At 73.4% G+C, this 14835-nt stretch carries 12 protein-coding genes; 3 read left to right on the forward strand and 9 right to left on the reverse strand.

Going from position 1 to position 14835, the window contains the following annotated elements; genetic code table 11:
• Positions 1 to 98 precede the first annotated feature (98 nt).
• From ACWC2T_RS04515 to ACWC2T_RS04535, 5 genes are all read right to left on the reverse strand, one after another.
• Complete coding sequence (locus ACWC2T_RS04515; RefSeq protein ID WP_450668958.1) at positions 99 to 563, reverse strand: hypothetical protein; 465 nt, start codon at positions 561 to 563, stop codon at positions 99 to 101.
• The gene (locus ACWC2T_RS04520; RefSeq protein WP_450668959.1) at positions 560 to 1285 is read right to left on the reverse strand and encodes a TetR/AcrR family transcriptional regulator; all 726 of its coding nucleotides are present in this window, start codon (positions 1283 to 1285) and stop codon (positions 560 to 562) included. Before ACWC2T_RS04520 ends, ACWC2T_RS04515 begins: the two co-directional genes overlap by 4 nt.
• 64 nt (positions 1286 to 1349) lie before the next feature.
• Complete coding sequence (locus ACWC2T_RS04525; RefSeq protein ID WP_450668960.1) at positions 1350 to 2276, reverse strand: MBL fold metallo-hydrolase; 927 nt, start codon at positions 2274 to 2276, stop codon at positions 1350 to 1352.
• Between the two features lies 1 nt (position 2277).
• On the reverse strand, positions 2278 to 2577 hold the full coding sequence (locus tag ACWC2T_RS04530) for an antibiotic biosynthesis monooxygenase family protein (protein ID WP_450668961.1): 300 nt from the start codon (positions 2575 to 2577) through the stop codon (positions 2278 to 2280).
• Between the two features lie 111 nt (positions 2578 to 2688).
• On the reverse strand, positions 2689 to 4155 hold the full coding sequence (locus tag ACWC2T_RS04535; RefSeq protein WP_450668962.1) for an MFS transporter: 1467 nt from the start codon (positions 4153 to 4155) through the stop codon (positions 2689 to 2691).
• Between the two features lie 178 nt (positions 4156 to 4333).
• Here ACWC2T_RS04535 and ACWC2T_RS04540 point away from each other — a divergent pair, with 178 nt between their 5' ends.
• A complete protein-coding gene (locus tag ACWC2T_RS04540) occupies positions 4334 to 4837 on the forward strand; it encodes a MarR family winged helix-turn-helix transcriptional regulator (RefSeq protein ID WP_450668963.1) in 504 nt (167 codons plus the stop codon).
• Positions 4838 to 4858: 21 nt separating this feature from the next.
• On the opposite strand, the gene ACWC2T_RS04545 is transcribed toward ACWC2T_RS04540, so the two are convergent.
• Both ACWC2T_RS04545 and ACWC2T_RS04550 read right to left on the reverse strand, forming a co-directional pair.
• A complete protein-coding gene (locus ACWC2T_RS04545; RefSeq protein ID WP_450668964.1) occupies positions 4859 to 5749 on the reverse strand; it encodes an MBL fold metallo-hydrolase in 891 nt (296 codons plus the stop codon).
• Entirely contained in the window at positions 5736 to 7289 is a 1554-nt protein-coding gene (locus tag ACWC2T_RS04550; RefSeq protein ID WP_450668965.1) for a class I adenylate-forming enzyme family protein, read from the reverse strand. Before ACWC2T_RS04550 ends, ACWC2T_RS04545 begins: the two co-directional genes overlap by 14 nt.
• Before the next feature lie 215 nt (positions 7290 to 7504).
• Here ACWC2T_RS04550 and ACWC2T_RS04555 point away from each other — a divergent pair, with 215 nt between their 5' ends.
• Positions 7505 to 7957, forward strand: coding sequence for a nuclear transport factor 2 family protein (locus tag ACWC2T_RS04555; protein WP_450668966.1), 453 nt, complete (start codon positions 7505 to 7507; stop codon positions 7955 to 7957).
• Between the two features lie 43 nt (positions 7958 to 8000).
• On the opposite strand, the gene ACWC2T_RS04560 is transcribed toward ACWC2T_RS04555, so the two are convergent.
• Entirely contained in the window at positions 8001 to 8774 is a 774-nt protein-coding gene (locus ACWC2T_RS04560) for a VOC family protein (RefSeq protein WP_450668967.1), read from the reverse strand.
• 191 nt (positions 8775 to 8965) lie between these two features.
• Here ACWC2T_RS04560 and ACWC2T_RS04565 point away from each other — a divergent pair, with 191 nt between their 5' ends.
• Positions 8966 to 9802: an SCO2400 family protein gene (locus ACWC2T_RS04565; RefSeq protein WP_450668968.1), complete on the forward strand. Its 837-nt coding sequence runs from the start codon at positions 8966 to 8968 to the stop codon at positions 9800 to 9802.
• Between the two features lie 14 nt (positions 9803 to 9816).
• On the opposite strand, the gene ACWC2T_RS04570 is transcribed toward ACWC2T_RS04565, so the two are convergent.
• Positions 9817 to 14664 carry a DNA repair ATPase gene (locus tag ACWC2T_RS04570; RefSeq protein ID WP_450668969.1) on the reverse strand — a complete coding sequence of 1616 codons (4848 nt, stop codon included), beginning with the start codon at positions 14662 to 14664 and terminating at the stop codon, positions 9817 to 9819.
• Positions 14665 to 14835 lie beyond the last annotated feature (171 nt).

The following is a 14835-nucleotide window of genomic DNA, read 5'->3' on the forward strand; positions in this document are numbered from 1 at the left end:
CTGGACAAGGCTTGCGGAAGTCCCCCGGGACATGCCTGTGGCCTGCGACGCAGCGTTCCGCGTCGCAGGCCACGAGAGTGCGGGTGGGCCGGTTTCGGTCAGCGCACGAGTCGCCAGACCAGCCAGGCGTCCAGGGCGCTCCAGGCGCTGAAGGCCGTCGTACGGACCCAGCTCACGCGCAGCAGATGGGCATGGACGGGCGCCGAGAAGTGCCGGGCGAGCGCGACCCGGTCGGGCGTGGCCACGGCACCGGAGAGCGCCATGATCGCGGCCAGCAGCAGCACCGACAGCACCGCTGCCCAGAGCGGGACCGCCGCGCCCCTGGCCACCAGGAGCGCCACCGACGTCAGGCCGGCCACCAGCAGGCCGGGCGCGAGGACCCGCCAGAACATCTGGTTGTGCGCCGCCATGTACGACTCCGACGCGCCCTCACGGAGCCTGGCCACCATGGGGTAGTCCATCAGCTGCAGGGTCCAGACGAACCCGGTCGTGTAGAGGACGGCCAGAGTCTGGGCCAGCACCAGGGCGGCGGTGAAAACGCGCGGGGCGGTGAGGCAGGTCATCGTCGCTCGTCGGTCCTCTCGTCCGGGTGTGACCGGGTGACCGGCGGCTTGTCCCAGAGCAGATGCAGCTCCTGCCAGTCGGGGCACGGCTGGGGCAGCTCCGCGGGTTCCGGGGACGCGGCGCTGCGCAGCCCCTCCAGGGTCATGTGGAGGTAGCGCAGCCGCAGTTGCCGGACGCGCTCGGGCCGGCCGGGGATGCGTGTCCTGAGGTGCACCAGAAGCAGGACGAGATCGGCCGCGCCGACGTCCTGCCGGAGCGCTCCTTCGGACCGGGCGCGCTCCAGGAGGGCGTCGATCGCGGTGTGCAGCCGGGCCGACGCCTCCTCGACCTCTGGCGTGCCGGGCAGGATGCCGCCGATCAGCGGCAGCAGGCTGCTGGTCGGAGCGCTGACGGCGTCACACAGGAAACGGACCAGCGCGTCCCAGCCGCTGTGCTCGTCGGCTGCCGCGCGGGCGGCCTCGGTGAGCCGGTCCATGCTGACGACCCGCACATGCTGGGCCAGCGCCGCTTTCCCCCGGTACCGGCGGTAGAAACTGCCCATGCCGATTCCGGCCCGGCGGGCGATCTCGGTCACGGAGACCGTCCAGCCGACCTCCGCAAGCGCCTGGTGCGCGGCGCGGAGCAGACGTTCGTCGTTGCGTTCGGCTTCCCGGCGGCGGCCACGCGGTGCCGGGGTCGGCGCCGGGATGGGTGCGGGGATGGGTGCAGGGCTTGCGGGCACAAGGCGGCTCCTTGGCTTCGGGATGGCGACGGGCGGTCACGCGGCACGGTGCACAGGGACGCGGTCACGCGGCACAGTGCGGATGGGCCCCGCAGAAGTCGACCATCTCCCCGAACACGGCCGGCACGTCCAGCGGTGCGGCCGGCTCGGCACCGCGCTCCTCCGCGTACGCCCGGTGCAGGTTGACCACCAGGCGTTCGCTGTCGACGAGTTGGGCGTACCGTCCCAGGTCCGTGGCCCGGGCGAGCGCCAGCGGATCCAGGCCCTCGGCGATGCCCCGGCGCGCCACGGCGCGCACCCATCGCAGGTAGTCGGCGTCCGCGTCCAGCAGTTCGGGTCCGCCGACCGGTCCGTGCCCCGGCACCACGACCAGCGGCTGCAGGGCCCGCAACCGGTCGAGCACGCGCAGGGATCCCGCGACCGATCCCATGAGCGTGAACGGGGTGGCGCCGGAGAAGACCAGGTCGCCGGTGAACAGCACGCGTGGCCCGGGAAGCCAGACGACCGCGTCGCCCGCCGTGTGTCCCGGACCGAAGTGGATCAGCTCGATCCGGAACCCGGACGTCGGCAGGGTCATACGGTCGTCGAACACCACCTCGGGGGCGCCCGCCTCCACATGCCCCCACCGCACGTCGGGCCACAGCGTCGTGAGCGCCAGTTGGTGCTCGGCCATCTCGTCGGCCGCTGTGCGGTGGGCGACCACGGTCGCCTGTCCGAAGAGGTGGTTGCCGAAGGTGTGGTCGCCGTGACTGTGGGTGTTGACCAGGATGTCGACAGGGGCCGGGCTGAGCTGCTCGACCACATCGCGCAGCCGGCGGGCCCGCGCCTCGGTCGCCGCGGTGTCCACGAGTACGGTCCCGCTGCGGGCCAGCACGACACCGGCGTTGTTCAGGCACCAGCCGCCGTCCGGCTGGAGGTAGGCGTAGACGCCCTCCTCGATCTCCTCGACCGCGTGCACCGGTGCCACCGGGCTGCTGGGGACGACCGGCATCTCACACCTCCAGCGGCGGCGCGTCGAGCACGGGCCGGCAGACGGTCGGCCGCCCGGTCGCGAACGCGGACAGCGGGCGCAGGCGTGCGACGACCTCGCGGCGGGCCAGGGCGGCCCGCAGCGACTGCTCGTCCTGCCACTCCGCCACGTTCACATAGGTCGGGTCGGCGCCTTCGGAACACAGCAGCCTGTGGTGCAGAAAACCGGGCTGCGTCCGCATGATTTCGGAGACTTTCGTGAATGCGCGCTCGAATCCCTCGGCGGATCCGTGGACTTGGAAGACATTGACGAGAACTATCACGTGAACACCCTTTTCTTCCTCTTCTTCCTCGGTCTGGGATGCGGTCGCAAAAGGCCCGGGCCCGACGACGGGGGAAGGCGTCGGACCCGGGCCGGCACTGCAGGCGGTGCGCTAGTCGCCGACGGCGACCGCGGGCCGCGTCGCGTCGGGGACGGCGACCGGCTCGCCCTGCGCGGTCACCGCCCGCACCGGCCGGGGCATCAGCAGGGCGGTGACGGCACCGAGGGCGACGAAGGTGAAGCCGACCCACAGGGCCACGTGCATGCCGTGGATGTAGTGCGCCGGGCTGTCGTAGCCGCCGTGCCCGGCGAACACCGCGGCGAGCACGGCCACACCGAACACTCCGCCGAGTTCCCGGATCGCGTTGTTGGCACCGGAGGCGATGCCCTCCTCCTCGCGGCGCACCGCGCCCATGACGACGTTGCCCGCCGGGCCGAAGTACAGCCCCATGCCGAAGCCGTTGCAGACGAAGGCGGGCACGAGGGACAGGAATGAGCTGCCGGTCGTGATGGACAGGGCCAGCCAGAGCAGGCCCACGCTCTGCAGGGCCAGACCGGCCACGATGATCGGCTTGCCGCCGATCCGGTCGGACAGGCCGCCGCCCAGCGGAGCCGCGATGAGCACCACCCCGGTCCACGCCAGGAAGCGCAGCCCCGCGGCGAACGGCGAGTAGCCGAGCGCGGCCTGCAGGTACTGGGTGATCAGGAAGATCGAGCCGAACATTCCGAAGAACATGAACAGCGACAGCAGGTTCACCGTGGTGAAGGCGCGCCCGGTGAAGAGCCGCATGGGCAGCATCGGGTGCGGTGTGCGCAGCTCCCAGGCGACGAACGCCGCCAGCACCACCAGGCCGCCGATGCCCGAACCCAGGGTCTGCGCGCTGGTCCAGCCCTCCGCGTCACCCCGGATGATCGACACCACGACGCCGAGCAGACCGAGGCAGGCGAGCACGGTACCCGCCAGGTCGAGCTTGGCCGCCGGCCCGAAGCTCTCCGTCAGCCAGCTCCAGGAGAGGGCGAGGAGCACCGCGCCGATCGGCACGTTCAGCCAGAAGATCCACTGCCAGGACGCGCTCTCGGTGATGAAGCCGCCGATCACCGGGCCCAGGGCGACGCCCAGGCCGCCCACTCCGCCCCACACGCCGAGCGCCGCTCCTCGCTTGCTCGGCGGGACCGCGGCGGAGAGCAGGGTCAGGGTCAGCGGCAACACGATGGCCGAGCCGAGGCCCTGGATCGCGCGGGCCGCGATGAGCACGCCGATGCCCGGGGCGAGCGCGGCCATCGCCGACGCCCCGGTGAACAGGGTGAGGCCCGCGATGAACAACCGGCGGCGCCCGAAGCGCTCGGCCAGCGCGGAGGCCGTGAGCAGGAAGACGGCGAAGGTGAGGGTGTAGGCGTTGACCGTCCACTCCAGGCCTTCGAGACCGGTGTGCAGATGCTCCCGGATCTTCGTCAGCGCGGTCGTGACGACGAGTTGGTCGAGGGACACCATGAAAGTGGCGACGGCGGTCACGGTCATGGTGCGGCCGAAATGACCGGTCGTGGCCTCGGACGCATCCGGAGAGGTGGTGCTGTCCATCTCCGACTCCTTTGGATTTCGAATGGACTGCGGATTGATGTGAGGTGTCTGGAAGGGCCGTTCTCGCGGCCTTGCGCACTTCCGGAGAGCGCCGCACCGGGCGTGACAAATGCGGTGGGGCGTGAAACAGTTAGCCTGGAAACTGCGACATCGTCAGGGTAGGCAGGAGCGAGTTAACATGTCAACTGAAGCGGGTGTCACGCCCGATGAGGCCCCCGCCGCGACCGGAACCGCCGGGCCGGAGTTCCGGGCATGGATCTCCCTGGCGCACACCTACGGCCATGTCTCCAAGGCGCTCGACCGCTCACTGACCCAGGAACACGGCATCTCCCTCGCCTGGTTCGAGGTGCTGGCCCGGCTCAGCAACGCGGAGGGCCGGCGGATGCGCCTGCTGCAGCTCAGCCGCGACCTGGTCGTCTCCAAGGCGAGCGTGACCAAACTCGTCGACCGCATGGAACTCGCCGGGCTGGTACGCCGGGAGACGCCCCAGGAGGACAAGCGAGCCGTCTACGCGGCGCTCACGCAGCACGGCAGCGCCACGCTGGACAAGGCGCTGCCGCTGCAGATCCACAACATCCGGCAGGCGCTCTCCTGCCTGGGGCGGGACGAACTTCAGAGCCTGCAGAGCATGCTCGACGACGTCATCCGCGGGTTCGACGCCCAGTGGCGCACGAAGGGCTGAGCCCGGCCGGCCCCGGGCCGCTCACCACTCGACGGCACCGATGTCGAGCGGCTGCGGCGGCCTGCCCCGCATCCGCGCGACCAGACCCAGCAGCCGTTCGTGCAGTTCCCCGGCCGGCCGGTGACAGCGGTCGCCGTGGCCGGGCAGCACCCAGCTGAAGCGGGCCTGCTCGGCCAGCCTCAGCAGCGAATCGGTCAGCTCCGCGCGCGAGTACCAGACCACCGTCTCGAACACCTCGAGGTCCTGCGCGGTCCGCGACCAGTAGAGGGTGTCACCGGTGAAGCAGTACCGCTCGTCCACGACGTACACCACACTGCCCCGGGTGTGGCCGGGTACGGGTCGCGCCGTCACCCCCGGGAGCACGTCGACCGGCTCCCGGCCGCGCAGCACCATGTCGGCGTACGGCGCGGCGTCCCGGTCGCCCTCGTGGATCCACACCCGGGCGCCGAAGTGCCGGGCGAACCGCCGTGCGTGGGCGGTGTGGTCGCGGTGGGTCAGCAGGATGTGCGCGATGCCGCCCAGTTCCTCGTACGAGGCGGCGACGGCCGGTGTCCAGCGTGGCGTGTCCACCAGCAGATTGCCCTCCGGGCGGCGCACCAGGTAGGCGTTGGCCCCGAAGGTCCGGGCCGAGTTGTGCCCGCACAGATGGACCTCGCCGTCCAGGCGCATCGGAAAGGGGGCCGCCGGGAGCTCACCGGGGCCGCGCCGGATCGCCCGCACCGGACAGGCGACCGCCGCCCGCGCCAGGGCCAGCTCCTCCGCCTCGTCGGCCGGCTGACGCAGCAGAACCGAGCGGGCGCCGGCCTCGACGACCGTCTCCGGCGCCAGTTGGCGGGCCACGTCGCAGTTGACGCAGTTCTCGCGGATCTCCCACGCGACTCCGGCCTGCCCCCGCGGCTCAGCCGCCGACAAGTCGGCCCCTGAGTTCGTCGCGGGCCACCTTGCCGGTGGCGAGCCGCGGTATTTCGGAGACGACCTCCAGGCGGCGGATGCGCTGACCGGCGGTCAGGTCGGCGTTCACCGCGTCCAGCACCGCGTCGGGGTCCCCGCCGGCGCCGTCCTCGAACACGACGAAGGCCGCCGCGGACGCGCCGAGCACCGGATCGGGCACCCCGACGACCGCACAGCCCCGGACCGCCGGATGGGCGTCCAGCCTGCGCTCCACCCCGGTCGGCGACACCAGCTCGCCCCCGCACCGGAAGCAGTCCTTGACCCGGTCGAACAGGAAGAGGTAACCGTCCTCGTCCAGATGCCCCATGTCCCCCGTGGCGAGCCAGCCGTCCTCGTCCACCACAGAGGGCCCGAAGTGGCCCAGATACCCCTGCATCACATGCGGACCGTGGATCTGGATCTCCCCGATGCCGTACGCCGGCAGGACCTTCGCGGACTCGGGGTCGACGATCCGGATCCGGGTGCCGTCCAGGGGCAGCCCCACGGAACCGGCACGGGGTGCGTCGGGGTCGTCCGAGGACGCCAGCGACGAGGTCTCGCACATGCCGTACCCCTGGAGCAGCGGGAGACCGAAGGTGTCCGCCAGGGCCCGCACGACGCGCGGGGGAACGGCGGTGCCCCCGGACGCCATCAGAGTGACCGTGTCCAGGCGCAGGCCGGGCAGCGCGGGGTCGGCCGCGAGCTGCAGCAGGCGTACCGGGAACGTGTAGTAGTGCGTCGCGGCGGTGCGGTTGGCCAGCTCGATCGCCTCGGCCGGGCGCGCACTCGCGCACAGGACCTGCGTCGCGGCGACGGAGACCGCGGTGTTCATGTGCATCGGGTGGTAGATCGGCAGGTGGAGCAGGACCGTCGAAGAGGAGTCGACGCGGTGCGCCGCCGCCATCTGGGCCGCGTTCACCTTGACGTTGCGGTGGCTCAGCCGGACGGCCTTGGGCACCCCCGTGGAACCGCTGGTGAACAGGATCACGGCCCCCTCCTCCTCGGCCGGGGCCGCCGGGTGCCGGTCCCCGGCACCGGAGCCGTCCGGCAGGTCCTCCCCGAGGACCAGCACCCGCCGCAGGTCCGGAAGCGTGTCCAGCAGCGGCAGCAGCCGCTCCCGCACCTCGGGCGGCACGACCGCCAGACGGGCCTTCGACAGCCTCAGTACGTGCGCCAGGACGGGCGCGGGCAGCAGCGGATTGACCACGGCGGCCGTACCGCCCGCCCGCAGGATCCCGTAGTACACGGCGGGGAACCGCGGATCGAGCGCCTGGGCGACGGCCACCGTACCCGGCGGCTCGTCGAACACCTGGTGCAGCGTGCGGGCCCAGTCCGTCGCGGCCGCGTCCAGCGCGGCGTAGGAGATCTCCGCATCACCGCTGCGGACCGCCACCCGTGCCGGGTGGGCGCGTGCCGCCTGGGCGAGCAGCGCGTCGACCGGCCCCTCCGCCCAGCGCAGGGGGCGGGCGGGGGCCTGTGGCGATGTCTCGGCGGTCAGCGGCGCCGTCTCGGTTCGGGTCATGTCGTCCTCGTCTCCGGCAGTCGTGTGACGGCGGCCCGCGCAGGCGGTGCCGCACGAGCGCCGACCTTGCTGAGACGGGCTCAAAGGCCGCTGTAGACCGGGTCAAGACGGGCACACGGCGCCCTTGACCCGGTCTGGAGCGGACCTTGAGCCGGGGCACCCAGCCTTCCGGTGCACCTCACCCGTCACCGATCACGCCTTAAGGAGGCTCCCTCATGGTCCAGGCGACCGCAGTGGCACCCGTACCGGTCAGCGCGGAGGTCTACCAGGATCTCCAGCACTTCTACGCCCGTCAGATGCAGTCCACGGACGACCTCGACGTGCCGGCGTGGGCGGGCAGCTTCACCGAGGACGGCGTCTTCGCCACCAACGCGTTCCCCGAACCCCTCACCGGCCGGGCCGCGATCGCCGCGCACTGCGAACGGGCCTTCGCCGCACAGGCCGAGGCCGGGATCGTCCGCCGTCATGTCATGACGATGCTGGCGGCCGACCATGCGACGGGCCCGGACGGCGACCGGGTCCACACCCGGTCGTACGTCATGGTGCTGGAGACCCGGCGCGGCGAGAAGCCGGTGATCTACTGCAGCACGCTGTGCGAGGACGTCCTCACCCGGGTGGACGGCGACTGGCAGGTGGTCCGACGCCAGGTCCACCGCGACGACCTGTGAGTTCAGCAGGCCCTCGCGTTCCAGGACGCGAGGGGTCCTGACCTCAGGCCTGGCGAGGGTCCGGCCTGAGGACCGCGAAGACCGCCTGTGCCGGGTCCGCCAGCCAGGCGATCCGGCCGACGCCGGGGACGTTCGCCGTCGGCATCAGGACCGAGCCGCCGCTGCCGCCGACGCGCGCGACGATCGCGTCCGCGTCGGCCACGGCGAAGTACGGCACCCAGCGGGCGTCCTCCCGGTCGTCCCGCAGCGGGGCCACACCGCCGAAGGTGCCCTCCTGCTGGTCGCCCTCCGCGATGCTGAGCACCTGGTACGTCATGCCCGGCGCCTCCATCTCCTGCGCCCGCCAGCCGAACAGCCCGCGGTAGAAGCCGATGGCCGCCTTCGGGTCGGGGACGTGCAGCTCCACCCACACCAGCGCGTCGTCCTCCGACGCCAGCTGCAGCCCCTGCCCGGACTGCAGCACCGCGAACTGCGCGCCCTGCGGGTCGGTGAACTGGGCGAAGGTGACCTCGCCCATGCTCACCGGCTCGGCGCGCACCCTGCCGCCGGCGTCGGTCACGGCCCGGGCGGTGGCCCGGGCGTCGTCGGTGCGGAAGTACGTCATCCAGGCGGATCTCGCCCCCGGTTCGGTCAGCGGGCCGAGGCCGGCCACCGTGCCGCCGTTCTTCTGGAAGTACCCGTAACCGCCCCCTTCCGGACCGGCGGAGGCGAACCGCCAGCCGAAGACGGCGCCGTAGAAGTCCACGGCCGCCTCCGTGTCGGGGCTGCCGAGGTCGATCCAGATGGGCGATCCGGTGCGGAACTCTGTGCCGAGCATGTGTCTCCTCCTGCCGGTCCGGTGCGGAAGCCGCCCGCCACTATGCCGACGGAAACGGCCCGGACCCGCCCGGGACACGGGAAGAGGGACCCGCAAATCTGCGCAGGAGTGCCACACGGGCTGCACACAGCCTTTCAAAAGGCTCGTTAGCGTGACCGTGGCCCGCCCCCCTGGACTCAGGAAGACCACAGATGGACTACTGCTCCTCGTGCCGTCGGCACCTCAACGGCGCCCTGGTCTGTCCCGGGTGCGGTGCCTACGCCCCGGACATAGCCCCGCCCCGCACGGACGCCGGTGTCTCGGCCGCACCGCTCGCGGCCGGCAACTGGTTCGGCGCCGGGGAAAGGGCCACCGAGCCGGCCGCCGGTCTCGCGGACCCGGACGCGGCCACGGACGTACCGTCCGCCGACGTCACCGACGCCCCGCCCGCCCCGCAGGGACGCGCGGCCCGGCGCCGGCAGCGGGCCCGGTGGAAGAAGAGCCAGCGCCGGGCCGTGGTGGCGACCGCCGTCGCGCTGGTCGGCGGCGGCCTGACCCTCGCCTCGCTGGACCGCGGCAACGGCGACAGGGCCCAGGCGGCCGGCGCCCCGGACCACCGGAGCATGGGCCTGACCGAGGCCCCGTCGGCCGCGCCCAGCGGCCCGGCGTCCACACCGGCACCGCCCGCCGCGACGCACCGGCACACGCCCGCCACGCCGGCGGCACGGACGGCCGCCGCCGACATCCCACGGACGCAGACCCTCGCGCCCGCGTCCCGCACGGCCCCGTCCGCGGTCCACCCGTACACCGCCGCGGCGCCCGCGCACCCGGCCGCTACGGCGACGCCGGCGGCCCCGGCCATCCCGCAGCCGGCGAGCACCCCGTCGACCTCCTCCGGCACGAACGGTACGACCGGCACGAGCGGTTCCACCGGTACGGCGGCGCAACCGCCTTCCACCGGCACGGGCAGCGGCACCTCCACCTCCTCGACGTCCCCGTCGTCGACCTCGCCCAACCAGCTCTGCCTGGTCCTGGTCTGCCTCGGCTGACCGCGCCCGTCCGCTCACCGCTTCCGCGCGCGCTCGATGGCGGACTCCACCGCCGCGATCCGGTCCGCCAGCAGCCCCAGCGCGGCCACCGCCCGGGTCACGGGGTCCTCTTCCCGGCCGCCGAGGGTGCGGGCCCGCACATGGGCCCGCTTCACCTCGGCCCAGCGCGCCGCCCGTTCGGCGTCGAGCGTGCCGCGCAGCTCCGCCAGTTTCAGCAGACTGGCCTCGGCCCCCGTGGTGAGGGTCTGGGCCTCGGCCGTGTAGTGGTCGTCGACGACGGCCTCGCGCTCGGTGTCGTTCATGACCGGGCGCAGCCGCCCGGCGATCCTGTTCATGTCGCGGTAGGAGCCCTGGAGGCGGAACGGGGGTTCCGTGCGGGCGGCCTCCGACTGGGCGGCGGAGGCGATGTAGGCCTCGTTCACCTTCAGCACCGTCTCGCGGACCGCCATCAGATGCCGCAGCACGGCCACCACGCCCTGAAGTTCGGCCGGCGGCATCGGGTGGGTCAGCCGGTCGGCGCGGGCGAGCGCAGCGAGATGGGGGTCCCCCCGGACGAAGTCTGGGGGAGGATCGGCGGCGGCCAGCCGGATGAGGAGGTCCAGGTCGGCGCGGTCGCGGGCGGCGAGCGGGGCCAGCACCGGGTTGGCGGTGAGGGCGTTCTCGACGAAGCTGAGCGCGAAGACGTCCTCCTTGCCGGTGAGGACCTCGCCGAGGTTCCACACGTCGGCGCGGTTGGCGAGCATGTCGGGGACGCGGAAGCGCTCACCGGACTCGGTGTAGGGGTTGCCGGCCATGCAGACCGCGAACCGCTTGCCGCGCAGGTCGTAGGTGCGCGGCTCGCCGTCCCACACGCCGTCCACGCGCCGGGTGGCGTCGCACAGCGGGATGAACTTCTGCAGCAGCTCGGGCGAGGTGTGCTGGATGTCGTCCAGGTACAGCAGCGTGTTGTTGCCGGCCGCCAGCGCGAAGTTGATCTTCTCGATCTCGCGCCGGGCGGTGGCGTCCGGGGCGTGAGCCGGGTCCAGTGACGTGACGGTGTGGCCGAGCGCGGGCCCGCTGACCCTGACCAGCATCAGGCCGAGCCGGTCGGCGACGTACTCCATGAGCGTCGTCTTGCCGTATCCGGGCGGGGAGACGAGCAGGAGCAGGCCGCCGGTGTCGGTGCGCTTCGACTCGCCGGTAGTGCCGAGCTGCCGGGCCAGGCTGTCGCCGATCAGGGGGAGGTACACCTCGTCGACCAGGCGGCCCCGGACGAACGCCGGCATCACCCGGGGGCGGTGGTCGTCCAGGCGGAGCCGGTCGCGCTCGGCGGCCACCAGGGCCGTACGGCGGCGCTGGTAGGCGCGGAAGGCGGGCACCTCGTCGGCCGCGAACCGGGCCGTCCGGGACAGGAACTCGTCCAGCCGGAGCGGCAGTTGACCCCTGACCACCCGAGGGTGTGTGCCCAGCAGGCCCTCCGCCGTCGCGGTGAGCGGGGCGTCGCCGTCGTAGCGCGGCAGGCCGGGGCAGAGCTCGGCGGCGACCGCCTCGGCCAGTTCGCCGGGCCCGGCCTCGGTGCCGGTGGCGGCGGCGTACGCGGCGAGCCAGGCGTGCACCACCTGCCGGCGCGCGGCCAGGTCGGTCAGCCCCTCCAGATCACCCCGGTAACTCCCGTCCGCGTGCCGGAACTTCTCCAGCAGGGTGCGCGCCGTGACCCCGAGGACGAAGCCCTCCGGGCCGCCGGTCAGCTCCTCGAAGAGGTACGCGGCGGCCGGCCCGCCCGCCACCGACGCGTCCCAGGCCTCGATCGCCCCGGCCAGCTCCCGCTGGAGTTCCCCGATGGCCGGTACGGCACCGAAGGCGTCCCGGGCCCGGGCCAGCGACACCGCCCGCCGGGCCCAGGCCGTGCGGGCCTCCCCGGTCGTGCCGTACGCCCAGAACAGCTGGGCGGCGGCGCGGGCGGCGGGCTCGTGGCGCAGCGTGCCGGCACCCTCGTACAGGGGCAGCAGGGCCTGGAGCACGAGCGTCGCGTCGTGGTCGTGGACCCCGCGCTCGTAGCCCTCGTCGTACGCCTCCTGCGCCGCCCGGCGGACCAGGTCCGGCAGGTCGTCGGCGGCGGCGAGGGCGGCCGGGCCGTGCTCGGCGAGCAGGCGGGCGGCGAGGTGCTCGGCGCGGTAGACCTCGGGGGACTCCGAGGGCAGGTGGCGGTCCCAGTAGGGGCGGTACGCGGCGAAGTCCGGGTCGGCGACCGGGGCGCGGTAGTCGGTGCCGGTCACCGCGAAGGCCAGGGTGTCACCGTGCGGGACGAGGGTGAGGTCGAGCGGCTGGGTGTTGACGGCGAAGCGGTGCCCGCCGAGCAGCAGGGTGCGGCCGTCCTCGGCGTACAGGTCGGCGCGGTCGCGCAGGGCGCGGGCGGCCTCCTGGCGGGCGGACTTCAGCCGGCCGTCGAGTTCCTCGGCGCGCACGCTGTCGCCGAGGGCGCGCAGCTCGTCGGCGGTGCGGCGGACCTTGGCCACCAGCGGGTCGGAGGCGAAGTACGTGGTGATCGCGTCCGTGTCGGACAGGGTGGCCGCCCGCCGGGCGACCGTCTGCAGCATGCGCCCCGCCGAGAGGGCGAGCTGCTCGGCGCGGCGGGCGCGGGCGTCGGCGAGGGACTGCTTGCGGGCGGCGAACGCCTCGTAGATCTCGGTGCGCCGGTCGGCGAGCTCGGCGAGGAAGTCGTCGAACTCGGCGAACCGGCCGTCCAGGTCCTCCAACCGGGCCAGCACCGAGGCGAGTTGGTCGTCGCACTCCTCGGGTGTGCCGGACGCGGCGAGCGCGGCGGTGACGGCCTGGGCGAGCAGCGCGGTCTCGGCACCGAACTCGGCCCGTCCCTCGCTGTCCTGAAGGCTGCGGCGGCGGGCGTCCAGGGTCGCCCGGGCCCGGTTGACACCGCCCAGCACCTCGGCGATCCGCTCCAGGACGGCCGTACGGACGACCGCGTCGGCGATGTCGAGGCCGGTCACCACCTCCGTGACGGTGCGCAGCCCGTCGGCGAGCTCGTCGAGCCGGGCGGCGACGGGCGCGCCCTGGGCCACGGTCTCGACGGCCGCCGCCTGACCGACCAGCCGCTCGACCTCCTCCTGCTGCCCGGCGAAGGCGTCCTCGCGCGCCAGGAACTGCACCGCGCGCCGCCCGAAGGAGGCCAGGTCGTCCTCGGCCGCGGCGGCCAGCTCCGCCAGCCGGACGGCATCGACGTACCGCAGCTCCCGCAGCGTGAGCAGATGCCCGTGCGCGTGCCGGAGTTCGGTGAGCCCGCTCACCCAGGCGGCGGCCTCGCGCGGCGCCTCGCCGCGCAGCCGCCGCACCACGGCGGCGATCCGCGCCTCGGCCTCGCCGAGGGCGTCCGCGGCGTGCCGGGTCAGCTCCCGCACGGTCTCGAACTCGCCCAGCACCTGCTCGGCAGTCGTACGCACCTCGTCCAACGGGTCGGCGAGGGCGCCCAGTTCGGGATCGGTCAGCCAGTGGTGGGCGTCGGCGGCGCGCACGCAGGCGGCGGTGAGGGCCCGATAGCCCTCACCGGTCTCGATGCCGTCGGTGACCAGCCGGGCCACCGACAGACAGTCGGCCAGCCCGCGCACCAGATCCGCGTTGCCGACCCGGGCGAACGCACCGGTGCCGGTGCGCAGCGCGGCCGCGTGCGTGTCGGAGACGTACGGCGAGGTCCACCACTGCACCGGATGCGTGTGCGCGGGCTCCTCGCCGCCGTCGCGCAGCACGGCGAGCGCGCCGTCCTCGAACAGCGCCCAGCCCCGGCACGGCAGCGGGTTCGCCACCTCCTTGCGCAGGGTGTTGTACGACAGCAGCAGCGTGCGCCCCTCGGTCCGGGACCGGAAGGCGTACAGCACGTCCTCGCCGTTGGGCGCGCGGACCTCCCGCTCGAACTCCAGCCCGCTGACGTCCAGTTCGTACGTCTTGTGGGCCCCGCCCGCCAGGCAGTACCCGCCGGGGAAGACGATCCCCTGCTCCTCGGGCAGCCGCCGGCATGCCTGCCCGATGCCGTCCAGCCGGACGACGGTCCCGGACAGCGTGTCGAACACGAGGTACCGGTCGTCCTCCTCCTTGTACGGCCGTACCCGCAGCAGCACCAGCGGGCCCACGCGGGCGTGCGAGACAGCGGCGTCGGCGAGCGCCTGCAACGGCTCCTGCACGGGCTCGGCGTACAGCTCCTCCCCTTCCGGGGTGCGCACGGTGAGGGTGCCGCCGACGGTCGACACCCCGAGCCCGCCGGGGACGGCGACGTACGGCCTCCCGCGTTCGAGGACGTGGTCCTCGCGGGTGGTCTCCGCCCAGGTCACGTCCTGGGCCAGCGGGAAGACGTCGTCGCGGTCACCGCGCGCGTCCAGGAACGCCACCCGGCCGTCCTCGGCGAGGCTCCAGCGCAGCACGCGCACGTCCTCGGCCTTCTCGCCGGTGCGGAACACCGCCAGCAGCCGGCCCTCGACCCGGCGCAGCCGCAGCAGGCTCGCTTCGCGGTAGTACCGGTGCAGGGCGCTGAACTCCTTGACGAACGCCGGGTCGTCCAGGAGTCCGGGTACGGCGTCCTCGGGCAGCCGCGCGCCGTCACGGTCGTACAGCGCGAGGACGTCCGTGGCTGTGCCGGTCGCGCCGAAGAGGAGCGCGTCCCCTACGGCGACGATGTCGCTCGGCGCGCACGCGAGCTCCGTCCGGAGGCGAGCGGTGCGCGCGAGGTCGAGCAGCGCCGAGCCGAACTCCTCGCTCCGCCGCGCATTGAGTGCGTCCGCCCTCCGGGCGAGGTCGGCGGCGTGCGCGGCGAGGCGGTCGCGGAGCACCTCGTAGGTACCGGCATCCACGCTTGCCTGCGGCGCCTCGGCGGTGGCCATTGCGTCTGGTTCCCTTCGTGGGCTGTGCGGCTAGGAGCTCGGGGCTGCGAGTCGTCTGCCGACTGCGGGTGCGTGGTGGGCTGTTCGCGCAGTTCCCGCGCCCCTTGGGGGAACTGCAGCACCGTCGGCTGCGCAGAGCGGCACCTCACAGCGAGCAGCGCCCACCCCCGC

This window comes from Streptomyces sp. NPDC001393 (genome assembly GCF_053597455.1).

Bases quoted from the DNA above. Each gene is read 5' to 3' on its own strand.
- ACWC2T_RS04555 (WP_450668966.1), top strand. From the start codon at position 7,505: ATGGTCCAGGCGACCGCAGTGGCACCCGTACCGGTCAGCGCGGAGGTC.
- ACWC2T_RS04565 (WP_450668968.1), top strand. From the start codon at position 8,966: ATGGACTACTGCTCCTCGTGCCGTCGGCACCTCAACGGCGCCCTGGTC.
- ACWC2T_RS04560 (WP_450668967.1), bottom strand. From the start codon at position 8,774: ATGCTCGGCACAGAGTTCCGCACCGGATCGCCCATCTGGATCGACCTC.
- ACWC2T_RS04540 (WP_450668963.1), top strand. From the start codon at position 4,334: ATGTCAACTGAAGCGGGTGTCACGCCCGATGAGGCCCCCGCCGCGACC.
- ACWC2T_RS04525 (WP_450668960.1), bottom strand. From the start codon at position 2,276: ATGCCGGTCGTCCCCAGCAGCCCGGTGGCACCGGTGCACGCGGTCGAG.
- ACWC2T_RS04515 (WP_450668958.1), bottom strand. From the start codon at position 563: ATGACCTGCCTCACCGCCCCGCGCGTTTTCACCGCCGCCCTGGTGCTG.
- ACWC2T_RS04535 (WP_450668962.1), bottom strand. From the start codon at position 4,155: ATGGACAGCACCACCTCTCCGGATGCGTCCGAGGCCACGACCGGTCAT.
- ACWC2T_RS04570 (WP_450668969.1), bottom strand. From the start codon at position 14,664: ATGGCCACCGCCGAGGCGCCGCAGGCAAGCGTGGATGCCGGTACCTAC.
- ACWC2T_RS04550 (WP_450668965.1), bottom strand. From the start codon at position 7,289: ATGACCCGAACCGAGACGGCGCCGCTGACCGCCGAGACATCGCCACAG.